The sequence below is a fragment of the Mariniflexile fucanivorans genome, from assembly GCF_004341235.1.
In the GTDB taxonomy this organism is placed as follows: domain Bacteria; phylum Bacteroidota; class Bacteroidia; order Flavobacteriales; family Flavobacteriaceae; genus Mariniflexile; species Mariniflexile fucanivorans.
In genome coordinates, this window is record NZ_SLUP01000001.1 from 295,647 (window position 1) to 321,731 (window position 26,085).

The 26,085-nt window shown below is 34.0% G+C and carries 19 protein-coding genes; 11 read left to right on the forward strand and 8 right to left on the reverse strand.

Annotated features, from left to right (window positions below; genetic code table 11):
* Positions 1-45: 45 nt before the first annotated feature.
* The 4 genes from EV196_RS01400 (at position 46) to EV196_RS01415 (ending at position 9,453) form a co-directional block, all read left to right on the forward strand.
* A complete protein-coding gene (locus EV196_RS01400; protein ID WP_132214135.1) occupies positions 46-3,462 on the forward strand; it encodes a hypothetical protein in 3,417 nt (1,138 codons plus the stop codon).
* A 58-nt stretch (positions 3,463-3,520) separates the two neighbouring features.
* Positions 3,521-3,913, forward strand: a complete 393-nt coding sequence (locus EV196_RS01405; protein ID WP_132214137.1) for a hypothetical protein — start codon at positions 3,521-3,523, stop codon at positions 3,911-3,913.
* 79 nt (positions 3,914-3,992) lie between these two features.
* A complete protein-coding gene (locus EV196_RS01410) occupies positions 3,993-8,306 on the forward strand; it encodes a CusA/CzcA family heavy metal efflux RND transporter (protein WP_132214139.1) in 4,314 nt (1,437 codons plus the stop codon).
* 10 nt (positions 8,307-8,316) lie between these two features.
* On the forward strand, positions 8,317-9,453 hold the full coding sequence (locus tag EV196_RS01415; protein WP_132214141.1) for an efflux RND transporter periplasmic adaptor subunit: 1,137 nt from the start codon (positions 8,317-8,319) through the stop codon (positions 9,451-9,453).
* Between the two features lie 15 nt (positions 9,454-9,468).
* Here the strand turns inward: EV196_RS01415 and EV196_RS01420 are convergent, their stop codons facing one another.
* From EV196_RS01420 to EV196_RS01440, 5 genes are all read right to left on the reverse strand, one after another.
* Positions 9,469-10,398 carry a M28 family peptidase gene (locus tag EV196_RS01420; RefSeq protein ID WP_132214143.1) on the reverse strand — a complete coding sequence of 310 codons (930 nt, stop codon included), beginning with the start codon at positions 10,396-10,398 and terminating at the stop codon, positions 9,469-9,471.
* Positions 10,399-10,489: 91 nt separating this feature from the next.
* On the reverse strand, positions 10,490-11,233 hold the full coding sequence (locus EV196_RS01425) for a succinate dehydrogenase/fumarate reductase iron-sulfur subunit (RefSeq protein ID WP_132214145.1): 744 nt from the start codon (positions 11,231-11,233) through the stop codon (positions 10,490-10,492).
* 10 nt (positions 11,234-11,243) lie between these two features.
* Positions 11,244-13,256, reverse strand: a complete 2,013-nt coding sequence (locus EV196_RS01430) for a fumarate reductase/succinate dehydrogenase flavoprotein subunit (RefSeq protein ID WP_132214147.1) — start codon at positions 13,254-13,256, stop codon at positions 11,244-11,246.
* A gap of 10 nt (positions 13,257-13,266) precedes the next feature.
* Complete coding sequence (locus EV196_RS01435; protein WP_132214149.1) at positions 13,267-13,929, reverse strand: succinate dehydrogenase cytochrome b subunit; 663 nt, start codon at positions 13,927-13,929, stop codon at positions 13,267-13,269.
* 166 nt (positions 13,930-14,095) lie between these two features.
* Positions 14,096-15,886 carry a T9SS type A sorting domain-containing protein gene (locus tag EV196_RS01440; protein WP_132214151.1) on the reverse strand — a complete coding sequence of 597 codons (1,791 nt, stop codon included), beginning with the start codon at positions 15,884-15,886 and terminating at the stop codon, positions 14,096-14,098.
* A 193-nt stretch (positions 15,887-16,079) separates the two neighbouring features.
* Between EV196_RS01440 and EV196_RS01445 the strand changes: the two genes are divergently transcribed.
* Positions 16,080-17,372 carry an aminopeptidase P family protein gene (locus EV196_RS01445; RefSeq protein WP_132214153.1) on the forward strand — a complete coding sequence of 431 codons (1,293 nt, stop codon included), beginning with the start codon at positions 16,080-16,082 and terminating at the stop codon, positions 17,370-17,372.
* A 64-nt stretch (positions 17,373-17,436) separates the two neighbouring features.
* On the opposite strand, the gene EV196_RS01450 is transcribed toward EV196_RS01445, so the two are convergent.
* Positions 17,437-18,759, reverse strand: a complete 1,323-nt coding sequence (locus EV196_RS01450; RefSeq protein WP_132214155.1) for an aspartate kinase — start codon at positions 18,757-18,759, stop codon at positions 17,437-17,439.
* Between the two features lie 136 nt (positions 18,760-18,895).
* Between EV196_RS01450 and EV196_RS01455 the strand changes: the two genes are divergently transcribed.
* Positions 18,896-19,552 (forward strand): hypothetical protein, encoded by a 657-nt coding sequence (locus EV196_RS01455; protein WP_132214157.1) that lies wholly within the window; start codon positions 18,896-18,898, stop codon positions 19,550-19,552.
* Between the two features lie 19 nt (positions 19,553-19,571).
* Here the strand turns inward: EV196_RS01455 and EV196_RS01460 are convergent, their stop codons facing one another.
* The gene (locus EV196_RS01460; RefSeq protein ID WP_132214159.1) at positions 19,572-21,260 is read right to left on the reverse strand and encodes an FAD-dependent oxidoreductase; all 1,689 of its coding nucleotides are present in this window, start codon (positions 21,258-21,260) and stop codon (positions 19,572-19,574) included.
* 159 nt (positions 21,261-21,419) lie between these two features.
* Here EV196_RS01460 and EV196_RS01465 point away from each other — a divergent pair, with 159 nt between their 5' ends.
* The 3 genes from EV196_RS01465 to EV196_RS01475 all read left to right on the forward strand — a co-directional run bounded on the left by EV196_RS01465 (position 21,420) and on the right by EV196_RS01475 (position 22,844).
* Positions 21,420-22,199, forward strand: a complete 780-nt coding sequence (locus EV196_RS01465; protein ID WP_132214161.1) for an alpha/beta fold hydrolase — start codon at positions 21,420-21,422, stop codon at positions 22,197-22,199.
* A 58-nt stretch (positions 22,200-22,257) separates the two neighbouring features.
* The gene (locus EV196_RS01470) at positions 22,258-22,524 is read left to right on the forward strand and encodes a hypothetical protein (RefSeq protein WP_132214163.1); all 267 of its coding nucleotides are present in this window, start codon (positions 22,258-22,260) and stop codon (positions 22,522-22,524) included.
* A gap of 71 nt (positions 22,525-22,595) precedes the next feature.
* Positions 22,596-22,844, forward strand: coding sequence for a hypothetical protein (locus EV196_RS01475; RefSeq protein WP_132214165.1), 249 nt, complete (start codon positions 22,596-22,598; stop codon positions 22,842-22,844).
* Here EV196_RS01475 and thiL read toward each other — a convergent pair.
* Positions 22,834-23,874, reverse strand: coding sequence for a thiamine-phosphate kinase (gene thiL / locus EV196_RS01480; protein WP_132214167.1), 1,041 nt, complete (start codon positions 23,872-23,874; stop codon positions 22,834-22,836). The genes EV196_RS01475 and thiL overlap by 11 nt on opposite strands.
* Positions 23,875-24,130: 256 nt before the next feature.
* Here thiL and EV196_RS01485 point away from each other — a divergent pair, with 256 nt between their 5' ends.
* On the forward strand, positions 24,131-24,460 hold the full coding sequence (locus tag EV196_RS01485) for a HesB/IscA family protein (protein WP_132214169.1): 330 nt from the start codon (positions 24,131-24,133) through the stop codon (positions 24,458-24,460).
* A gap of 86 nt (positions 24,461-24,546) precedes the next feature.
* Positions 24,547-25,995 (forward strand): Fe-S cluster assembly protein SufB, encoded by a 1,449-nt coding sequence (gene sufB, locus EV196_RS01490; protein WP_132214171.1) that lies wholly within the window; start codon positions 24,547-24,549, stop codon positions 25,993-25,995.
* The last annotated feature ends 90 nt before the right edge of the window (positions 25,996-26,085 follow it).

Consider the following 26,085-nt stretch of genomic DNA (forward strand, 5'->3'; position numbering starts at 1 on the left):
AACTATTAACAAAATATTTTAAACTATTTGCAGTTTAAGTATCTAATGAAGTTTATAACCTGCCTTTTTATCTTTTTTATGGGATTTTGTGCCATGTCTCAAAATTCAAACTATAGAACTAAAAAAGTTGCTATAAACGATACTATTATGATAGATAGTGTGAGTATTAATCCCAATTACTTCTCTATTAAAACTAAAAATGATTCGGTTATTGATGCCTCTTTTTATAAAGTTGATTTTGGCAAAGGAATTTTAAAATTCATAAAGCCTGTTGAAACCGATTCTATCATCATAAATTATTTAAAATTTCCTGATTTTTTAACGAAGACCTATCAGCAATTAGATGAGAACATTGTGGTTGAAAACAATGACAATCTTCAAAAACTGTATCAACTTTCACAACCCAACGATACCAAAAATTATATTCCTTTTGATGGATTAACAACCTCAGGAAGTATTTCGCGTGGTGTTACCGTTGGAAATAATCAAAATTCCGTTTTAAATAGCGAATTAGACCTTCAAATTTCTGGCAAACTAAGTGAAAAGGTGTCGCTTCGAGCTTCCATTCAAGACGCCAATATTCCGCTACAAGAAAGTGGTTATAGCCAACGTTTGGATGAATTCGATCAAGTTTTTATTGAATTATTTAGCGACAAATGGAACATCCGTGCAGGTGATATCGATTTACAAAATACACATTCCTATTTTGCTAACTTTTCAAAACGTGTTCAAGGTTTATCCATAAATGCAAAATTAGGTGATGAAGATGCTGAAACTAACCTTTTTGCAGCAGGCGCTTTGGTGCGTGGTCAATTTACCCGAAGTACGTTTACGGCGCAAGAAGGCAACCAAGGCCCTTATAAATTACAAGGACAAAATGGCGAATTGTTTGTGCTTATTGTATCGGGTAGCGAAACCGTTTATGTAAATGGTATTGTAGCACAACGCGGTGAAGACAAAGATTATATTATCGATTATAATGCAGGCGAAATTATTTTCAATTCTACGTTTCCTATAACTTCTGAAATGCGGATTATTGTCGATTATCAATATAGCGAACGCAATTATTCGCGTTTGGTGGCTTATGCCGGTGGCAGATTCAAAAGTAAAAAATTGAATATTGGAGTATCTGTTTATTCTGAAAATGATGCTAAAAATCAACCATTGCAACAAAACTTATCGGAAACACAAGTACAAATACTTTCCAATGCCGGTGATGACAGTACGCTAATGGCATCACCTTCAGAAGTTGAAGAAGCTCAAAACGACAACCGAATTTTATACAAAAAGGAATTGATTGATGGCGTTGAAGCTTTTGTGTTTTCTAACAATCCAGATGAAACGCTGTATCGTGTAACGTTTTCACAAGTGGGTGCCAACCAAGGCGATTACGTTTTACAAAGCACCAATGCTATTAATAATATTTATGAATATGCTGGTGTTTTACAAGGTAACTATGCCCCTATTATTCAATTAATTGCGCCAACAAAACTACAAATAGCGGTGGTAAACGGAAATTATAATCCTTCTGAAAAAACGTCTGTTGGTTTTGAAGTTGCAGGTAGTAAAAACGATTTGAATCTTTTTTCAAGTTTAGATGATGCCAATAACGATGGTTTTGCAGGCAAATTAAAACTATCTCAAGCCCTTATTAAGAATGATAGTTTATGGAATTTGAATGTGTTTGCCGATGGCGATTTTATCCAAAAAAACTTCAAAACTATTGAACGTTTATTTAACGCCGAATTCAATAGAGATTGGAATTTAAACGATGATAATTCCACAAATTTAAATATCGATTTGGGAAACCAAACTTTATTTACGTCTGGATTTAACTTAAATCATCCCGAAAAAGGAAACGCCACTTATCAATTTGAACATTTAGGATATTCTGAAAATTTTAATGGCAATCGGCATGTTTTCAATACGTATTTAATGTTGAAAAACTTTAGAATTGCCTCGTATTCAAGTTTTTTAAATGCATCATCAAGCACAAATAACTCTACGTTTTTACGGTCTTCAAACCAAATAACCTATAGTATGAAAAAAAGTTGGTTGGGTACCAAATTAGCGATTGAAGACAATGAACAAAAAGATATAACAACTCAGGAATTGACAGCTTTAAGTCAGAAATTCAAATCCTACGAAGTGTTTTATGGCGTTGGAGATAGCACGAATATTTTTACTGAAATAGGTTATAAAAACCGAGTAAATGATAGTATTAGAAATAATCAATTACAAAAAGTAAATACATCGAACACGTTTTATTTAGATACGAGACTCATTCAAAACACCAACACCACTTTAGCACTTTACGCTAATTACAGAACTTTGAAAAATGAGGATGAGGATATTGATGATGAACAGTCACTGAACTCCAGATTACAATTCAACCAGAAGTTTTTTAAACAAATTATTCAATGGAATACACTTTTTGAAACCAATTCAGGCTCCTTACCACAACAAGATTTTACGTATGTAGAAGTAGAACCAGGACAAGGGACTTACACGTGGATTGATTATAATGAAAACGGGATTCAAGAATTGGAAGAGTTTGAAATTGCACAATTTCAAGACCAAGGAAAGTACATTCGGGTGCTGTTACCAAACCAAGTGTATATAAAAACGCATCAGAATAGGTTGAGCCAAACATTGACGTTTAACCCAGCTCAATGGTCGGTTAGTGAAAATAAAACCAAAAAATTCTGGTCGCATTTTTACAATCAAACCAGTTATTTGGTGGATAGAAAGCTAAAACGTGAAGGTGGTAGTTTTAATTTGAATCCGTTTGAAGGTAGCGAAGAAAACCAATTAGCACTTCAATTAAATTTTAGGAATGTGTTGTTTTTCAATCGTGGAAAACAACATTACACCACATCTTACACCTACCTTTCAAACAAAACCCGTAGCATTTTATCCATTGGTTTTATTGAAAATAGTTTAAAAAGTCATCAATTTAATTTTAATCATAAAATAGCCGAAAGTTGGTTGATTACATTACAATCTGATTTTGATAACAATGAAAGCCTAAGTGAAAATTTCGTAACCAAAAATTATAATTTTGATGAAACCCGCTTCAACCCAAAATTATCCTATCTATTTAATGATAATTCAAGGTTTGACATCTTCTACCAATATGCCAATAAAGAAAACACCATTGGTAGTTTTGAAACTTTGAAACAACAAAAATATGGCACCTCGTTTACGCTTACATCTAACCAAAAAAGTTCTGTAATAGGTGAGTTTAACTTTTTTGCCAACAACTTTAGTGGTAGTGCCAACACACCCGTTTCCTACCAAATGCTTGAAGGATTACAACCAGGAAAAAACTTTACATGGAGTTTGTTAGCACAAAAAAAACTAACCGACTTTTTAGATTTAAACCTAAGTTACTTCGGCCGAAAAACCGAAACAAGTAAAACCATTCATACTGGAACGGTACAGTTAAAAGCTTATTTTTAAAGCACTTGTAACTTTTATTACATAATTGCATCTATTTTTCACTAATTTAGCACTCGTTATGAGTAAACTATTTGCCATATTATTTTCTAGTTTGTTATTAGTTCAAAGTTCTAATATTGGTTTTGAGGACCTTTCAAAATTGAATGTATTATTAGAACATGCCAAATATCATAAAGAAGTGTATGGAGATGATTTTTTTGAATTTATCTCTGAACATTACGGTGAAAAAATGGCTTCTCATCAAGATAAACATACAGGGCATGAGGAATTACCTTTTAAAGGTAATCACCACATGTGTTCCCATATAAATACCTCTTTCACACTAATTACACCAATAAAACACACCGTTTATTCACAAATATTCACGGAAATTACTCTTAACTTTTTTTACAAAGAACCTTATTCTTCTTTTGAAAAGCCTAATGTTTTTCAACCTCCAAAAATAGCTTAATTCCATTTCAATATCCTTTTTAAAACTATTCAAAAAACACCATTTTGAATAGCATTTATTAATTTAATTAAAATGAATTATGCTAGAAAACATAATCAAATTCAGCTTAAAAAACAAGCTAGTTATTCTACTTTTTATAGCTACTGTGGTTGGCTTTGGAATTTATTCGTTAACTCAAATTCCTATTGGTGCTGTACCAGATATTACCAATAACCAAGTACAAGTTATCACTACATCAAGAAATTTATCCACTCAAGATGTTGAACAATTTATCACCTATCCTGTGGAATTGGAAATGGCAAACTTGCCTGGAGTTGAAGAAATTCGTTCAGTTTCAAAATTTGGATTATCGGTGGTTACTATTGTTTTTGAAGATAAACTTGGCACTTATTTACCTCGACAACTCATTGCTGAAAAAATAAAATCGGCTACCGAAAAGATCCCTGAAGGTTTCGGTGCGCCCGAAATGGGACCTATAACTACTGGTTTGGGTGAAATTTACCAATACATTTTAGATGTAAAACCCGAATTTAAAAACCGTTATTCAGCCACCGAATTACGCACCATCCAAGACTGGATAGTAAAACGCCAGCTTTCTGGAATTCCAGGAGTTGTAGAAGTTAATACCTGGGGTGGCTATTTAAAACAATATGAAGTTGCCATAAATCCAGAAAAATTAAAAGCTATGAATATTTCCTATATTGAAATATTTAATGCATTAGAAAAAAATAACAGTATTGCTGGTGGTGGTTACATTGAAAAAACCAACAAAGCTTTTTTTATTCGCGGTGAAGGCTTAGTGACTTCACTTGAAGACATTGAAAACATCGTTCTAAAAAATGAAGGTTTACCCATTTACATAAAAGATGTTGCTAAGGTAGGTTTTGGAAGTGCTACCCGTTTTGGAGCCATAACAGGAAATGGCGAAGGCGAAAAAGTACTTGGACAAATCATGATGTTAAAGGACGGCAACTCGAAAGAAGTAATCGATGCCGTAAAAGCACGCGTTGCTTCCATCCAAAGTTCTTTACCAGAAGGGGTTTATATTAATGGTTTTTTAGAACGTAGCGAACTTATTGGGAAAACAACATTTACCGTTGCCGAAAATTTAATTTTAGGCTCACTTATCGTAATTTTTGTCGTGGTTTTACTGTTAGGAAATTTGCGTTCTGGCTTGGTCGTTGCCTCTGTTATTCCGCTGTGTTTATTATTTGCTATTTCCTTAATGAACGTTTTTGGTATTGATGCCAATTTAATGAGTTTGGGCGCTATCGATTTCGGGATTATTATTGACGGCGCCGTAATTATTGTCGAATTCATTGCCTTTCAAATTACGTCCAAAAGTGCCAAAATTCAAGCCCTTACGCCTGAAAACCAACAAGCATCTATTGATAACATCACGCTGAAAAGTGCTTCAAAAATGATGAATTCAGCCATATTTGGTCAGCTTATTATTCTTATTGTTTTCATTCCTATTTTATCATTAAGTGGTGTGGAAGGCAAAATGTTTAAACCTATGGCATTAACCTTCAGTTTTGCTTTAATTGGTGCCATGATTTTTTGCTTAACCTATGTTCCTGTAATTTCATCTATGTTTTTAAAACCTGATAAACAAAGTGATAAAAACATTTCTGTTAAGTTGATGAAATTCCTAACCAAACTTTATGCACCTTCTATTCATTGGGCTTTGAAAAATAAAAAAATTGTGATTTCGCTTGCAGGTTTGTTATTAGCAGGTAGTATTGGACTTTTTAGCACAATGGGTGGTGAATTTGTACCGACTTTGGATGAAGGCGATTTTGTAATTCAACCCGTTTTAAAAACAGGAACTTCACTTGGCAAAACCATTGAAATTACTACCAAAATTGAAAAAACACTGTTAGATAATTTCCCAGAGGTTGACCAAGTTGTAAGTAGAATTGGTGCTGCAGAAGTACCAACAGACCCAATGAGTATGGAAGAAAGTGACGTTATCATCAAACTAAAACCCAAAAGCGAATGGGTTTCTGCGGAAAGCAAAGATGAACTCGCCGATAAATTTAAAGAAGCACTTTCTATTATTCCTGGTATGGAAATAGAATTTACGCAACCTATTGAAATGCGCTTTAACGAACTTATTACAGGCGTAAGAGCCGATGTTGCCATTAAAATTTTCGGTGAAGATTTGTCGGTTTTAGCGAATAAAGCCAATGAAATTAAATCGCTTATACAAAATGTGGAAGGCGCATCAGATATTATTATTGAAAAAGTAGAAGGTTTGCCACAAATGAGTGTTACCTATAACCGAACTAAAATTGCACGCTATGGTTTGAATATTTCAGACATCAACGCATTGATTTCTATGGGTTTTGCGGGTCAAAATGTCGGAACTGTTTTTGAAGGCGAAAAACGTTTTGATATGGTAGCGCGTTTAGATAGCGAACACCGTACGAATATTGAAAACCTACAAAATTTATATGTTGACACGCCAAACGGTGTGAAAATTCCATTAAGCGAATTGGCAGAAATAAAATACACCACAGGACCTGCAAAAATTTCAAGAGACGACACCAAACGACGCATTGTGGTTGGCATAAACGTAAGAAATAGAGATTTACAATCGGTTGTAGATGATGTGAGACACATTATTGAAACCAAAGTAAAACTTCCCGTAGGTTACAGCATTACGTATGGTGGTCAATTTGAAAACCTGCAAAGTGCCAAAGCCCGATTAATGATAGCCGTTCCCATTGCACTAGTGCTTATTTTTATTCTGCTGCATTTTGCCTTTGGTTCCATAAGAGAAGCCGCCATGGTATATTCTGCCATACCGCTTTCGGCAGTTGGTGGTGTGTTATTGCTTTGGATGCGTGGTATGCCGTTTAGTATTTCAGCAGGTGTTGGTTTTATTGCACTTTTTGGTATTGCTGTATTGAATGGTATTGTTTTAATCGAACATTTTAAAGAATTAAAAGAAGAAGGTGTTAAAAACATTGAAGAACTTATAAAAAGAGGCACAACCGAACGTTTACGTCCTGTTTTATTAACCGCCGCCGCCGCCGCATTAGGGTTTTTACCTATGGCCATTTCAACAAATGCAGGAGCCGAAGTACAACGCCCACTAGCAACCGTCGTTATTGGTGGCTTGGTTACCGCAACGGTTTTAACGCTTATTGTTTTACCAGTTTTATATGCTTGGTTTGAAGAAAAAAAGGAAATTAAAATGAACAAAAAAACAATAGTGCCGATAGTTTTGATTTTAATATCGTTAAACATAAACGCACAACAAAAACCTTTAACTGTTGAAGAAACTATTAACCTAGCTATTGAAAACAATGCACATTTAAAAGCATCATCATTAAAAACAGATGAAACAAAAGCATTCATTGGAAGTGCGTTTACTTTTGATAAAACCTCCGTTTATTATCAATACGACGAAAACAATTTAGCTATCAATGGTTTGCCGTTAAAGGTTTATGGCGTTTCCCAAGACTTTAAATTCCCGACCGTTTATTTTGCTGAAAAGAAAGTGAACAAAGCAAAATATAACCTTCAAAAATCGGAATATGCTATACGTTTAGAAAGCTTAAAGCGCGATGTAACATTGGCATATTATCGTTTGAATTATGCAAAAAACAAGGAGCAGACTTACAAATATTTAGACAGTTTATTCCAAAATTTTGCAAGTGCTGCCGAACGCCGTTTTGAATTGGGCGAAACCAATTATTTGGAAATGATTAGTGCAAAATCAAAACGTAAACAGTTAGAAACGAGTTACAAACAATCTAATCAAGAAGTAATTGTTGCTTTGGCACAATTAAAAAAATTGGTGCAAATTGATAGTTTATTTATAGGAAACGAACCTTTGAAAAAACTCGAATTGCAAACCATTTCTCTTGAAAACCATGCCGGTCTTTTATATTATGAAGATTCCAAAGCATTATATAAAGCTTTGAATCAACAAGAAAAACAATCACTTTTGCCAGATTTGAGTGTGGAATATTTTCAAGGTACAAATTCAACTTTAAACGGAAATGTAAAAGGTTATCAATTCGGAGTTAAAATCCCATTATTCTTTAGCGGAAATGCTTCGAAAATAAAAGCTTCAAAAATTGCTGAAGACATTGCAGATTCTGAAAAACAGGATTACAAAGTCAAACTAGTTTCAGAACACCAATCGCTATTAGCCAAGCTTCAACAATACAACGAGTCAATTAATTATTATGAGAATGAAGGGCAAAAGCTTTCAGAAGAAATAATAAAAACAGCCGAACGCACTTTTAAAGAAGGAGAAATTGATTTTTTTCAATACATACAAAGCATTGAAACTGCCAAAGATATTGAGCTAAGTTACTTAGACCATATAAAAGCTTACAACGAAACCATTATAGCTATTAACTATTTACTATTATAAATTTAAAAAAATGAAACATATATATATCCTAGCGTTTTCTCTTGCTTTAGTGGCTTGTGGAAATTCAGAAAAAAACAAAGAATCGGTTGTTGAAGAAGCCGTAAATTCCAATGACATTGAAATAACCCAGTCTCAATTTACGAGTGAAAACATGCAACTAGGAACCTTAGAAGAACAGGTTTTTAACGAAGAAATTAAAACCAGTGGCATGATTGATGTGCCACCACATAATAAAGCATCAGTAAGTGCTTTTATGGGTGGTTATATTACCAAAACACCTTTATTAATTGGCGACAAAGTAAGAAAAGGGCAACTTTTAGTAACACTTGAAAACCCTGAGTTTGTTGAAATTCAACAGCAGTATTTAGAAGTTTCTGAGCAACTTAATTATTTAAAGTCTGAATACAACCGTCAAAAGACACTTTTTGATGAAAAAATCACTTCAGAAAAAAACTATTTAAAAGCTGAAGGCACTTATAAAAGCAGTTTGGCGCAATACAATGGTTTGCGAAAAAAATTGAGTATGATGAATATAAGTGCAGCTTCGGTTGAACAAGGTAAAATTACCTCAACCGTTAATTTATATGCAACTATAGATGGTTTTGTAACAAAGGTGAATGTAAGTAATGGTACGTATGTATCTCCTGCAGATGTTATTTTGGAAATTGTGGATACCAATCATATTCATTTAGAATTATCGGTTTTTGAAAAAGATATTTTGAAAGTGAATAAAGGGCAAAAAATTCGCTTTAAAATACCTGAAGCATCCAACGAAACCTTTGAAGCCGAAGTACATTTAGTTGGCACCACCATAGATGAAATCAATAGAAGTGTAAAAGTCCATGCCCACATTATTAATGAAGAACAAACTAATTTTATAGTAGGCATGTTTGTAGAAGCCCATATTATTACCAATTCGGCAACAAGTTTCGCCTTACCAAAAGAGGCTATTTTAGAACTAGAGGATAGTTTTTATGCTTTAATTATAGCTAAAAAAGAAAACAACACTTTCCACTTTAAAAAAATAAAACTCGATTTAGGAGCACAAAATGAAAATTATGCTACCATTTTAAATGCCGATGCATTAAAAAATAAGGACATTTTAATAAAAGGTGGTTTTATACTACTTAACGAAGGAGGCGAATAACTTTAAATCAAGCTGTTAAAGCTGTATCACATCTATTTTTTCGAAAACGCTGATGATCACTTTAACAGCTTCTATATAAAATTCTGGTTGTATGTTTTCGTAGTCATCGGTTGGTTCGTGGTAATCCTTATGGTCATCAACACCAAAATATAAAAAAGGAATATTTTTATTATGAAAACTAGCATGGTCTGAAGCTTCAGTCCAATTTTCTTTCCAATTACCTTCATCATGTCCTTTTAAAAATTTTATCTTTTTAGAATATTCATGACCAGAAACTACAGTCTCAAGCGTTTTATTATACACCGTTCCAACAGCAAACAGTTCATTCTTATCACTTCTACTAATCATATCCATATTAAGGTTTACCATGATTTGTTTTAGTGGAATAATGGTATTATTTACATAATATTCAGAACCCTTAAGTCCTAATTCTTCCGCATCAAAAGCAGCTAAAATAACCGAGTGCTTAGGTGGATTACTTTTAAAGTATTCAGTAAAACTAAATAAGGCACTAATACCCGAAGCGTTATCATCGGCTCCATTATAAATTTTACCTTTCTTAATGCCTTCGTGGTCGTAATGAGCACTAATTACAATATATTTTTCTGGATATAATGAACCTTTAATGAAGCCTAAAACATTGGTGCCATTATATTTTTTTCCTTCTGAAGTAAAGGAAAAAGTTTGTTCAAAATCCTTACCCAATGGCAAAACATTATGTAATTTAAACTGATTAACAATGTACTTTTCAGCTTTAATAGCACCTTCCATTCCTGTTCTTCTTCCTTCAAAAGCATCAGACGATAATGTTTTTATATGTTGAAGTAACAAATTTTCATCAAATAAAAACTTCGTATCTGCCTTATCCTGAACAGTTGACTGTGAAAAACATAAAGTCGAAAATAAGCAAAGAAAGCTTATGTAGATAATTTTTAGGGGCTTCATCAAACAAAATAATTTGGTTAGGTTAAGTAAATCTAAACAAAAAACCCAAGCTAATGCTTGGGTTTTATTAAATATCGATGAAAGGAAGTTGTTATGACACTGTCGATTTCATTAACTCTCTATTCATACGGGCTATGTTTTCTAAAGAAATGCCTTTAGGACATTCTATTTCGCAAGCCCCTGTATTCGTACAGTTTCCAAAACCTTCTAAATCCATTTGAGCTACCATGTTACGCACACGGTCTGCAGCTTCAACTTGTCCTTGAGGCAGTAAAGCAAATTGTGACACTTTAGCACCAACAAATAACATAGCAGAAGAGTTTTTACATGTAGCAACACAGGCACCGCAACCTATACAAGTTGCTGCATCCATAGCTTCATCGGCAGCATGCTTAGAAATTGGAATTGAATTTGCATCTTGTGTATTTCCAGATGTGTTAACAGAAATGTAACCTCCAGCTTGTTGAATACGCTCGAAAGCCATTCTATCTACAACTAAATCTTTAATTACAGGAAATGCTGCTGCTCTAAACGGTTCAATAGTAATGGTATCGCCATCTTTAAACATACGCATGTGCAATTGACATGTTGTTACGCCTCTATCTGGTCCATGAGCTTCACCGTTTATGTACATAGAGCACATACCACAAATACCTTCACGACAGTCGTGATCGAAGGCTACAGGTTCTTCGCCAGAATTAACTAATTGTTCATTCAAAACATCCATCATTTCAAGAAAAGACATATGTTCTGAAATCTCAGTTACTTTATAATCGACCATTTGACCCTTTGATTTTGAGTCTTTCTGTCTCCAAATTTTAAGTGTTAAATTCATAGTGTCTATCTTATTTGTATGAACGTTGTTTAAGTTCAATATCTTTAAATTCTAATTGTTCTTTATGTAAAACGGCATCTGCAGGCTCTCCTTTATATTCCCAAGCAGAAACAAAAGCAAAGTCTTTATCGTTACGTTTTGCTTCTCCTTTTTGAGGACCATCTGTTTCAGCTGATTCTTCTCTAAAGTGACCTCCACAAGATTCTTCTCTTACTAAGGCATCTTTAGCGAATAATTCACCTAGCTCTAAAAAGTCTGCTACACGACCTGCTTTTTCCAATTCAGGATTCATTTCATTTCCTGAACCTGGTACTTTTACTTCTTTCCAAAACTCCTCGCGAATGGCTTTAATTTCAGCCATAGCTTCTGTAAGTCCTTTTGCATTACGTGCCATTCCTACTTTATCCCACATAACTTTTCCAAGTTTTTTATGGAAATAATCAACAGATTTTGTCCCTTTATTATTTAAGAAAAAATTAATTCTATCTGTAACTTCTTTTTCGGCTTCATCAAACTCTGGAGTATTGGTAGGTATTTTTCCCGTACGAATATCCTTTGATAAATAATCTCCAATAGTATAAGGCAATACAAAATAACCATCGGCCAAACCTTGCATTAACGCCGAAGCTCCAAGTCTGTTAGCACCGTGGTCAGAGAAATTGGCTTCACCTATACAATATAACCCATCAACCGTAGTCATTAAGTTATAATCTACCCAAATACCACCCATAGTGTAATGTGTTGCAGGGTAAATCATCATAGGTGTTTTGTATGGATTCTCATCTACGATTTTCTCATACATTTGGAATAAGTTTCCGTATTTTTCTTCAACAATAGCTTGCCCTAATTCGTATATTTTTTCTTTTGAAGGATTCGTTATATTTTGAATCTTAGCTTGCGTTTTTCCGTAACGGTCAATAGCAGCAGCAAAATCTAAATAAACAGCTTCACCTGTTGCGTTTACACCAAAACCGGCATCGCAACGTTCCTTAGCTGCTCTCGATGCTACATCACGAGGTACTAAATTACCGAATGCAGGGTAACGACGTTCTAAGAAATAATCTCTGTCTTCTTCTGCTATTTCTGTTGGTTTTAATTTACGTTGTTGAATCGCTTTAGCGTCTTCAATTTTTGCAGGCACCCATATACGTCCGTCATTACGCAACGATTCAGACATCAACGTTAATTTAGACTGATAATCGCCAGAACGCGGAATACACGTTGGATGAATTTGAGTGAAACAAGGGTTTGCAAAATAAGCCCCTTTTTTATGAATTTTCCATGCTGCAGTGGCGTTACTTCCCATCGCATTTGTAGAAAGGAAATAAACGTTACCGTAACCTCCAGTTGCAATTACAACCGCATGTGCCGAATGACGTTCAATTTCACCAGTAATTAAATTACGAGCGATAATACCTCTTGCTTTACCATCAATTTTAACAACATCAAGCATTTCGTGGCGGTTGAACATTTCAATTTTACCACGAGCAATTTGACGGTTCATTGCAGAATAACATCCTAAAAGTAATTGTTGCCCCGTTTGGCCTTTAGCGTAAAAAGTTCTTGAAACCAATACACCACCAAACGAACGGTTATCTAACAATCCGCCATAATCGCGAGCAAAAGGAACACCTTGAGCCACACATTGGTCGATAATATTTGCAGAAACCTCTGCTAAACGATACACGTTAGCTTCACGAGAGCGGTAATCGCCTCCTTTTACTGTATCATAGAATAAGCGGTAAGTTGAATCACCATCGCCCATATAGTTTTTTGCTGCATTAATACCACCTTGAGCCGCAATAGAATGCGCTCGACGTGGTGAATCTTGGTAAGCAAAAGCTTTAACATTATAGCCTAACTCTGCCAACGTTGCAGCTGCAGAACCTCCTGCTAAACCTGTTCCTACAACAATAACATCAATATGACGCTTGTTTGCTGGATTTACTAAATCTATATGATTTTTATAATCTGTCCATTTATTTTGAATTGGACCGTGTGGTACTTTTGAATCTAATGCCATATATCTAAGATTAATGGTGACTGAAATGATGGTAAAGTGCTATAACTATAAACCCTAATGGAATTATAATGGAATAAGCTTTACCAAAAGTTTGTAATGTTTTCTGTCTTATGGTTGATGCACCTAAAGATTGGAATGAAGAAGCAAACCCGTGGGCTAAGTGTAAACCTAATAAAATGAAGGCTATCACATAAGCTGCCACTCGCCATACCGGAATAAACTTTTCCTGCAATTCATGGAAATAGCGTGTTGGATCTTCAGGGTTCACAGCGATGTACTTGTAATTTAGTTCTGGAAACCAGAAGTCTATAAAGTGCAACACTAAGAATGCTAAAATCACTAATCCGCTGTAAACCATATTTCTACTCATCCAAGTAGAATTTGCAGCACCATTATTTTTTGCATAGGCAACACCTTTTGCTTTTTTATTTCTCAGTTCTAAAACAAATCCCATAATAAAGTGAAATACAACACCAAAAATTAAAACAGGTTGCAATGCAAATTGTACCAAAGGATTGGTTCCCATAAAATGGGACATTTCATTAAATACATCGGCACTAAATAGTGATGTGATATTTACTGCTAAATGTATAATTAAGAAAAACATGAGAAAAAAAGCTGAAAGCGCCATAGCTACTTTTCTTCCAATTGAAGATTTAAAAAATCCGCTCATTATTATGTATTTATTTATTTGTGTGCAAAGATAACATAGGTTAAAGTTTTAATCAACTAACATATGTCATGTTTTTGTTATTTAGAATGGTTTTAAAGAAATTTAACAAAAACAAAAAGGTGTTTTTTTTCAGAAACACCTTTTCTAAATTTATTTTTAAAACAATTTATTCTAATATTATTTTTTTGGTAATCATAGCTTTATCAGAATAAATAGAAACAAAGTACACACCTCGTGCTGCTCCATTCAAATTTATGGTATTTGTTCTCGAAGCGTTCAACAAATCCACTTTTGAAATAAGCCTTCCGCTAACATCGTAAACAACTAACTTCTCTAAATTAACAAGCGAAGTGTTTTTTATGCTGAACTGACCACTTGTTGGATTGGGATACATATTGATTGCTGCCTTTAATTCTTCCTCTTCAACACTTAAATAACACGGATGATTCGTCATAACCGATGTGCCCTGAGCTGGACACGGGTTTATCGATGTACTTCTCGCTTCTATAGCATTTGCAGCTGTTATGTTGCTTGCTCCTAATGCGCGTTGTTCTTCAGAGTTTGAAATAGCATAATTCATGACATCATTTGTATCGATTACGTGCCCTAATTGATGTCCATGACCTAATTCGTGAAGCGCATTACTTTCAAAATCATATTGAGTAATTCCCGTTGAGTTCACGGCTATACTATAATTCCAATTTGTTGCATCATCAAAAACAATATCAAACTCCTCAACATACCAATTTATAGTGGTTCCGGTATCACATCCGCTAAAATAATAAACACATCTTCCTAATTCATCAGTTGCTAATTCATTCCCATTATCAAATCGAATCACATTGGTACCATCTCTAACGTATTCATCTTTATCAGTTGTTGCACCTATTGTCCAATTAATTCCCGTTGTACAACGCCAACTCTCAAAAGCCCTTAAAAAAGCAGCTTTAGCATTAACATTATTGTTGAAATCTGTAAACATTTGCCAGGTATACCCTCCCGAACCATTGGCGTTGATATGTTGAGTTTGATAAGCAATATTACCACCTTCTTGTACCACATTTATTTCGGCATAAGCAATTGTCAAGACAGAAGAAGATACAGCACTTGAAGAGCCAGCATCTGTTACCATAATAGTACCAGTACCAGCTTCCGATGGTATTTCAACTGTAATTTGTGTATCTGCCCAAGTTAGTATTTGTGTACTTAAAGCATCTATAAAAGTAGCGCCTCCATCATCCGAATTACGAAAAGAAACCTTCCCTTTAGTTGCACCAAAACCACTACCGTTAATAGTTAACACCTGCTTTGTACCCGCTGTTCCAGTTGTTGGTGTAAAAGTAATTGAACCCGGAGCAAGTGCCGCTTTATTTTGTGTTGACTTTAAATGGGCTGATTGCACATCAAAATCTGCCAACTCAACATAGCTAGATTTTGTATAAGTCATCACTTCATTATAAAATGATGAAGTGATTCCTTGCTTTACGTTAAATGGATTAACAGCCACATTATCATATAAATTATACTTGTAAAACCCTTGAGAAGACCCATAGGGCATGAATTGTTTTAGTGATGATTTTTCAGATGATTTCATTGTCACTCTGTTATTATTATACAACGTAAATATTCCTAAATCTCCGTTTTTTAATTTTAAACTTGGACTTACAATTTCAGCCTTCAAACCTACAGTTCCCCCTAGAGTTATAACCTCTATAGTTGCCAGCGGTTCTCCCTTAAAAACTTTATAAACCTGGATAGTATTAGCGGTGTAGATATGTTTGTTTTCTGCATCCCAAAAAGATTTTTTAGAAATAACTTTACCTTCAACAATTAAACTAGAATTATCAATCTGCCTCTCCAATGAGGCTTCTCTTAGTAGATCTTGTGCGTTTAAGCTGGTTAAACTTAATACGAATAGCAACAAGACTACTAGTATTTGCATGGTATTTTTTTTCATAATATCTTAGTTTTTAAAATGGTTTAGTCTTGGTATAATGTCAAATATACCTAATTATTACATACGATTTGCGTAGCTTTGTTACCCATAACATTCTTAATATTAAAATAACATTATGTTATATCTACAAAACTATTCAAATAAAAACGGTTGATTTTCATAAAGTTACAAAAAATAATTTAAAAACAAACCCATGAAATATTCATTAATCGATTCGTCGCTATTCATTAATAACAGAAAAAAATTTACTACTAAAATGAAACCTAGTAGTTTGGCTGTTTTTAATTCGAACGATATTTACCCCATAAGTGCCGATAGCACCATCCCATTTCAGCAGCATCGCGATATTTTTTATTTAAGTGGTGTTGACCAAGAAGAAAGCATTTTGGTATTATTCCCAGATTGCCCTAAAGAAAAACACCGTGAAATTTTATTCTTAAAAGAAACCAACGCCCACATTGCTGTTTGGGAAGGCGAGAAACTCACCAAAGAAAAAGCGTTTGAAACCAGTGGTATCAAAACTGTATATTGGCTTCAAGACATGGAAAAAATCATGTTCGAACTAATGACGCAATGCGATACTGTTTACATAAACACCAACGAACATTACCGTGCCAATGTTGAAACTGAAACACGGGAAGATCGCTACACAAAATGGCTTTTGGCAAAATATCCAGCACATAATGTTGCAAAAAGCGCTCCTATTTTACAACGCCTTCGTTCTGTAAAAAACCCCATTGAAATTGACTTAATACAACAAGCCTGTAACATTACCGAAAAAGGATTTCGTCGTGTTTTAAACTTTGTAAAACCAGGCGTTTGGGAATATGAAATTGAAGCAGAATTAATGCATGAATTTTTAAGAAATCGCTCCAAAGGTTTTGCATATACCCCTATTATAGCCTCTGGTAACAATGCAAACGTTTTGCATTATATTGAAAACAACAAACAATGTAAAGCAGGCGATTTAATTTTATTTGACACTGCCGCAGAATATGCCAATTATGCGAGCGATTTAAGCAGAACCATTCCTGTTTCTGGAACGTACTCAGACAGACAAAAAGCCGTTTATAATGCGGTTTTAAGGGTGAAAAATGAAGCTACAAAATTATTAACCCCAGGAACTCTTTGGGCAGATTACCATGTGGAAGTTGGAAAAATAATGACTTCGGAATTATTAGGGTTAGGCCTACTTGATAAGGCTGATGTTCAAAAAGAAGATCCCGATTGGCCTGCTTACAAAAAATATTTTATGCACGGAACAAGTCACCACATGGGATTAGATACACATGATTATGGCATACTGACCGAACCTATGCAAGCCAATATGGTATTTACCGTAGAACCAGGAATTTATATTCCTGATGAAGGTTTTGGTATTAGAATTGAGGATGATGTCGTGATTCAAAAAACGGGAGAACCTTTTAATTTAATGAAAAATATCCCTATTGAAGTTGAAGAAATTGAAGAACTTATGAATTCATAAAAATTAAAAAGGGTCGTTGAAAAACGACCCTTTTTTTGCTGCTAACAACACTAATTTTTGCAATTTACAGAGTGACTAATTCAAATAAATAATTGTTTAGTTTTTGCAGCGTATTTATTTTATTTTTGGTATCCACCAAAAGGGAAATATTATTATTGCTTCCTCCATAGGAAATCATTCTAATTTTTACATCTTGTAATATTTGAAACAACTTGTAGGTTTCTTGATGATTCACCACCGAATGCCCAACCAAACAAATAATACTTTGGTCTTTATCAACCTCTATGGTTGCGAATTTTTCTAATTCAGCTAAAATTTTATTTAAGTTTTTATTATCATCAATAGTTAATGATACAGCAACTTCCGATGTTGTAATCATATCTATAGACGTTTCATATATTTCAAAAATTTCAAACACTTTTCTTAAAAAACCATGTGCTTGAAGCATTCTGCCAGACTTTATTTTAATGGCAGTAATTCCATCTTTTGCAGCCATGGCTTTCACACCAATTTCAGAATGGTCGTCGTTTATTAAAGTGCCATAAGCTTCAGGATTCATGGTGTTTTTCAATCGTACCGGAATATTGAGAGACCTAACAGGCGTTACAGTTTGTGGGTGTAATATTTTGGCGCCAAAGTATGCTAATTCCGCAGCCTCTTCAAATGATAAATTTGAAATAGGTCTGGTGTTTTCAACATAACGTGGGTCGTTGTTATGCATCCCATCAATATCAGTCCAAATTTGAACCTCTTCTGCATGTATAGCAGCACCAATAATAGTTGCTGTATAATCGCTTCCACCACGTTGAAGGTTTGATATGTCGCCTGTATGGTCTAAACAAATAAACCCTTGAGTAATGTATATTTGAGAATCTTCAGCTTTATTATAAGCCGATTTAAAATGCTCTTTTATATAATTGATATCCGGATCTTTCGCAGCATCAATACGCATAAAACTTAATGCAGGCAACAATGCAGAACTAACACCTTCTTGATTTAAATACGCATTCACCATATAAGTTGAAAGCAATTCGCCTTGAGCAACTATTTGGTTTTCTAATGTGATGGAATAAGGCTTCGCAGTACATTCCACTAATAAATTAAAAATACTAGAAACGTAAGCTTTCACTTCTTTATTTAAAGAAGTATTAGTAAGCAATTGGTCTATTACATTAAAATAAGCCGTATGAAGATTATTAACTATATCAATAGCTTCATTAGCCTTATTATCTAAAATATGTTTTGAAATGGCAACTAACTGATTGGTTGTACCAGACATGGCTGATAAAACAACCACTTTTTTTTCGCCATCGTTAATAATGTTTTTAACGTTACATATATTTTCAACCGATCCTACAGAGGTTCCACCGAATTTTAATACTTTCATACTTTTACAAACTTAATTTTCACCTAATTGATTCATTTACATCAATTCAGGGTGCTAAACTATAACTCCTGAGCCTAAAAAAGATATTTATTAAAAAATATGTTTATTTTTGCACATATTGTTAAATAATTAACACATGAAAACGGTATCTAACTGTGTAGAAGACATTTTAATTACTCAACCTTACTTAGAGGAAGCACTTTCAAGAAACATTATAAACTTTAGTGCCTTAGCTATAGAACTTACCGAGCCTATAAGCAAAATGCTAAAAAAAGAGGTGAAACCAGGAGCTATTATGATGGCTTTAAGACGTTACAACCCACCACCAGCACTATCAAATTCTGTAAAAATGAAAAAATTTATGCAGAATTTAGGTGATATTACGGTGCGCTCGAACTTAACAGATTTCACTATTAAAAATTCTGAGACGATTATAGAAAATCATGTAAAAATATTGAATCGTATTAATCAAGAATCTAAGTTATTTTACACATTTACACGCGGTATTCATGAAAGTAATCTCATTATTTCCAGCAGTTTAAAGGAATTTATTGAAGAAAATTTAAAAAATGAAACCTTTATTGCAACGCAAGATGGTTTATCGGCCATTAGTGTAAATTTACCGCAAGACAACTCGAAAATTGCTGGGTTATATTATCAATTTTTTAAGCGTTTAGCTTGGGAAGGCATTGTACTTTATGAAGTAATTTCTACAACCAACGAATTTACTATTCTGGTAGAAGATGAATTTGTAGATAAAGCTTTCACCGCCATTAAGAAGGTGAAAGCTTGATATTTGAAAAAAAATGGGGTTAACTAAGTACTGTTTGTTCTGGTATTTCAATTTGGTCACTATACATTTGCCAAATTTTAAACCCACCAGCAAGGTTTAAAACATTGGTAATATTGTTATTTCTTAAAATTAATTCTGCTAAATAACCTCGTAATCCTTTTTGGCAAAAAACAATCACTTTTTTATCTTGGCTTTTTATAAAATCTATATGGTTTCTTAAAGAATCTAACGGGAAATTTACAGCACCCGGAATAGTACCTTTTTCAAACTCTTCTAAAGTTCTTGCATCTAGCAACAAATAATCATCTTTAGAGCTTAAATTGATTAAAGTTTCTAATGCTTCAACAGAAATTTGTTCACTTCTATCATTTAAAATATTCTCGGTTACATAACTAGTAACAACCACAGGGTCTTTTGCTGGCGAAAATGGCGGTGCGTAAGCCAAGTCCAATTGTGCTAAATCGCTCATTTTCAATTTAGCATAAATAGCTGTACTTAAAACGTCTATACGTTTATCAACACCAACTTCACCAAAAAGTTCCGCACCATAAATTTCTTCGGTTTTTGGATCATAATAAATTTCTGTAATTAAATCTTTTTGATCTGGATAATAGCTTGGAGTTGAACCTGCTACAGTTAAAACAGTTTCAAAAGGAATGCCTTTTTGTGTTAAAGCAGTGGCATTCATGCCTGTTCTCGCTAAAGTATAGTCAAATACCTTTACAATGGCCGTTTTATAAGCCCCTTTAAATTCAATACTTCTTCCTACGGCATTAGCTCCTGCTGCCCTACCTGCTTTATTAGAGTGTGTTCCTAAAGGAAAATAATCATATTCATTAGTTTGTAAATTTTTAATGGAAACATTATCGCCCGCAGCATAAACATCTTTAATAGATGTTTCCATAAATTCGTTCACTTTTAAGGCTCCATTACAAATAGATTCAGCTCCTTCTGCTAACAACAAACTAGTATTTGGTTTAATACCAACGCTTAATATTACAAAATCGGTTGGGATACTTCTGCCATCTTTTGTTATGATGGCTTGTATTTTTCCGTTTTCATCAATATCAAATTTACTTACTAAAGTTTCGGTTAGCACATTTATACCATCTGCTTTTAAAACATTTCCAGCAAAATTTCCGAATTTTTTCTGCCACATATTCAGCACATGCGTTGAACCTTCAATTAAAGTCACTTTTTTTCCTGCTTCCTTTAGGTTTTCAGCAACCTCAACACCAATTAATCCGGCTCCAATAACAGCTATATTTTTTGATGCACCTGTTAATCCTTCATTTATGATCTTATCAAAATCGACCATAGAACGGCATGTAGACCAATTAGTTGCTAATTTTATATTTTCTATAGGAGGGACAATGGAGCTTGCTCCAGTTGCAAAAATCAAGGTGTCGTATTCATAACTTTTTATGTTTGAATACACCATTTTATTTTGCGTATCTATTTTTACAATTTCCTCATTCAAATGCACATCTATATTGAAACGATTGGTAAGTAGTTCTGGTTTTACAACCATTAACTTTTCCCTACTTTCAATAACACCCGAAAATGCATATGGCATACCACAAGTTGCATAACTAATGTGGGCGCCTTTTTCGAACAAGAGGATATTGGCTTGTTCATTTTCACGTCTTGCTTTTGCTGCTGCCGATGGGCCTGCAGACAGACCGCCTATTACTATAATGTTTTTCATTTTGATATAATTTCTGTTCAAATTTCTATCAAATATTTCAATTGAAATGTAATAATTGTTACTATAACGATTGCGTATTTTTTAAAAAGTTCATTTACTTAAAGGTTCATTGGTTTTATTCATGACCCCATTATATCTTTGTAATAGATTTTAAAAAAAATGACACTACAACACAAAGGCATTACCGTTTTTTATACGGATGAAGGCCAAGGAAACCCCGTGGTTTTTTTACATGGATTTTTAGAAAACTCAACCATGTGGCAGGCTTTTATTCCAGAACTTACAAAAAAAAACAGAGTGATCTGTATTGATTTATTAGGGCATGGCAAAACCGAATGTTTGGGCTACATTCACACCATGGAACTTATGGCCGAAGTAGTTGAAGCAGTTTTAAACCAATTAAAAATTACAAAATCTACACTTATTGGTCATTCTATGGGTGGTTATGTGGCACTCGCTTTCGCGGAAAAAAATCCAAAAAATTTAAAAGGGTTGTGCTTAATGAACTCAACCTCCTTACCAGATACTGAAGAAAAAAAACGGAACAGAGACCGTGCTATTATAGCCGTAAAACAGAATTATAAAACGTTTGTTAGGATTGCAGTGAACAATTTATTCCGACCAAAAAATAGAATTGTTTTTGCTGATAAAATAAAGGATGTTGTTAATGAAGCTTTAAAAACCCCTCTACAAGGTATTGTTGCTGCATTAGAAGGCATGAAAATTAGAAAGGATAGACAACACCTACTTCAATCACCTACTTTCAAAAAAATGATGATTATTAGCAAAAAGGATCCTGCTTTAGATTACAAAACACTTATAGCACAAGCAAAAAACACGGATGTTAAAAAAGTGGAATTTCCAGACGGACATATGAGTCATATTGAAAATCAGGATGATTTTTTAATCGAAATAATGCATTTCATCGAAAATATTTGACATTTTGACGATTTATTTGGTTTTTTTATTTATTTTTATTGCACTAATAATTCAACCCATGAAAAAATCTACAACCAAACACGCTTTCATGCCAAAAATGTACTGTAATATTTTTGGGCATGATTATCAAGTATCTAAAAAAGTTACCTACCACGTAAAGGAGTATACTTGTTCACATTGTAAAAAACAATTAACTACAAACAGCAATGGAAGCTTAATAGAATTAACTCCAAAATTCAAAGAAATCAATGATATTTTAGAACGCATTCATAATTCAAGAATGGAACGTTCAAAGGAAAAAAGACTCGTTTCGTCGATTTATTAGCCTGCTATTAAAATCTTCAATTCATTTTTTATAATTTAATGGTCCCTATAGTAGCTAATTAAAATATATAAATGAAAAACATCCATTGTCTGGTATTCGGGCATGATTATAAAGTAACTCGTAATGTTACAAATCATGTTAAAGAATACGCATGTAAAAATTGCAGCAAACAACTAACCACAAACGGCAGCGGCCACTTAACCGAATTAACGCCTAAATACAAGGAAATTAATGATGTTTTAGAGCATATACACCAAAAGCGGGTATCTAAAACCAATCGTAAAAAATTTAAAAGTGATTTGTTGGTATTTAGTCATTAAAGTTTTTCCAACCTTGAGCCTTAATTGGTATTTTAGAATCGGCTCTTGTAACTAAGTGCATCCCTTCATTTGCTTCCTTCATATAACCAATAACACTAAAATTAGGGTTTGCTTGTATTTTAGGAAAATCGCTTTGCGAAATCGTAAATAACAATTCGTAATCTTCACCACCATTCAAAGCAACGGTGGTACTATCAATATTGAATTCTTCACAGGTTGAAATAACTTGCGGATCTAACGGAATTTTGTCCTCATACAAATCGCAACCTACATTACTTTGTTTGCACAAATGAATAATTTCAGACGATAAACCATCGCTAATATCAATCATCGAAGTCGGTTTCACGTCTAAATCCTTCAATAATTTTATAATATCTTTTCGTGCTTCGGGTTTTAATTGACGCTCAATTATATAAGTATAAGGTTCTAAATCTGGTTGACTATTTGGGTTTACTTTATATACTTCTTTTTCACGCTCAAGCACTTGCAAGCCCATAAAAGCAGCGCCTAAATCGCCAGTAACAACCAATAAATCTTTGGGTTTCGCACCATTTCTGTAAACCTCATCTTCAACTTCACCAATGGCAGTGATAGAAATTAATAGTCCTGTGGTAGATGATGTGGTGTCGCCACCAATAACATCAATATCATATATTTTAGCAGCCGTTTCAATACCAGCATAAATATCTTCAAGTGCTTCCACAGGAAACCTATTCGACACAGCAATTGATACAGTAATTTGTGTCGCTTTCGCATTCATTGCATACACATCCGATAAATTTACAACAACCGCCTTATAGCCCAAATGCTTAAGCGGCATATAACTCAAATCGAAATGCACACCTTCAACCAACAAATCGGTAGTAATTACAATTTTTTTGTTTTCAAAATTTAAAACAGCGGCATCATCACCTATTCCTTTGATGGTAGAGCTCTGATTAATTTTAAAATTTTTGGTTAAATGGTCTATCAATCCAAATTCTCCAAATCCACTTAATGGCGTACGTTGCTGATTTTTATCTTCTATCATGCTGCAAAAATAAGAAGCTTATTTTTATAAATACTAATGCATTAGCTAATAAAAATTTAAATTATTAATCTTAAAATCAAAAAAACACAACAAACTCCATGTTTTTTAATCAATAAGAAAAACCTATAAAACTATATGCTAATATAATGTTAGGTTATATGGAATTCCATGACTTATATTGTATATTTGTAACCTATTTAGAAATCGTCTTAATAAGAATAACAGTTAAAACGTGTCTAAATTTAATTAAAAACATATGATAAAAGTTTCTGAAACAGCTAAGAAAAAAGTTATCGAACTTATGCAAGAAGATGGCTTTAACCCTACTACCGATTTTGTGCGTGTAGGTGTTAAAAGCGGTGGTTGCTCTGGGCTGTCTTACGATTTAAAGTTTGATAAAGAAAACCTAGATGGTGATAAAGTATTTGTTGATAATGATGTTAAAATTATTGTAGACAAAAAAAGTTTCCTGTATTTAGTGGGAACAACTTTAGAATACTCTGGAGGATTAAACGGTACCGGATTTGTGTTTAACAACCCAAATGCCAACCGCACATGTGGTTGTGGAGAAAGTTTTTCGCTGTAATAAGCCCCTAATGTGGTGGCGGAAATAATATAAAAATCCTATTTTCCCCTAATAGGTGTTCCCCTTCGGGGGCTAGGGGGCAAATTATGAATAAATATACTGAAGACGATTTAAGGGAAGAGCTTAAAACCAAAGAATATGAATACGGATTTTATACCGATATAGAATCTGATACATTTCCTATAGGTTTAAATGAAGATATTGTTCGTGCTATTTCTCTTAAAAAAGAAGAACCAGAATGGATGACCGAATGGCGCTTAGAAGCCTTTCGCGCTTGGGAAAAAATGGAAGAACCAGAATGGGCCAATGTGCATTATGCAAAACCAGATTTTCAAGCCATTTCATACTATTCGGCGCCAAATAGCAAACCTAAATACAACAGTTTAGATGAAGTTGATCCCGAGTTATTAGCAACATTTGCTAAACTTGGCATTTCTATAGATGAACAAAAAAAGCTATCCAACGTAGCTATGGATGTTGTGGTAGATTCGGTTTCGGTGGCGACTACTTTCAAGAAAACACTTGGCGAAAAAGGCATTATTTTTATGAGTATTTCGGAAGCTATTAGAGAACATCCAGAGCTTGTGAAGAAATATATAGGAACCATAGTTCCTCAAAAAGACAATTTTTATGCCGCATTAAACTCGGCTGTTTTTAGCGATGGAAGTTTTTGCTACATTCCAAAAGGCGTTCGTTGCCCCATGGAACTTTCCACTTATTTTAGAATTAATCAAGCAGGAACTGGTCAGTTTGAAAGAACACTAGTTATTGCAGATGAAGGCAGTTACGTTTCTTATTTAGAAGGTTGTACAGCCCCAAGTCGTGATGAAAACCAATTGCACGCCGCCGTTGTGGAGCTTATAGCTTTAGACGATGCTGAAATAAAATATTCAACTGTACAAAACTGGTATCCAGGAAACGCCGAAGGTAAAGGTGGTGTTTTTAACTTTGTAACCAAACGTGGTTTATGCGAAAAGAACGCTAAAATCTCATGGACGCAAGTGGAAACAGGGAGTGCCGTGACTTGGAAATACCCATCATGTGTATTGAAAGGTGATAATTCGGTTGGTGAGTTCTACTCTATCGCAGTAACAAACAACCACCAACAAGCTGATACAGGAACGAAAATGATTCATTTGGGTAAAAACACCAAATCGACTATCATTTCAAAAGGAATTTCAGCAGGAAAATCTCAAAACAGTTACCGTGGCCTGGTTAAAATCAGTCCGAACGCAGATAACGCCCGTAACTTCTCGCAATGTGATAGTTTACTTATGGGGAATGAATGTGGCGCACACACGTTTCCATATATTGAAGCTAAAAATAAAACAGCAAAAATAGAACACGAAGCAACCACTAGTAAAATTGGTGAAGACCAAATTTTCTATTGCAACCAACGTGGTATTGATACTGAAAAAGCCATTGCATTAATAGTAAACGGATTTAGTAAAGAAGTATTAAATAAACTCCCTATGGAGTTTGCTGTTGAGGCTCAAAAACTTTTGGAAATTAGTTTAGAAGGCTCGGTAGGATAAAATAAAAAATACCAAAATTCAAATACTAAATTCCACTAAAGTAGCTCTTTTGGGATTTGGAATTTTAAAATTGAAATTTTAAAAATTAAG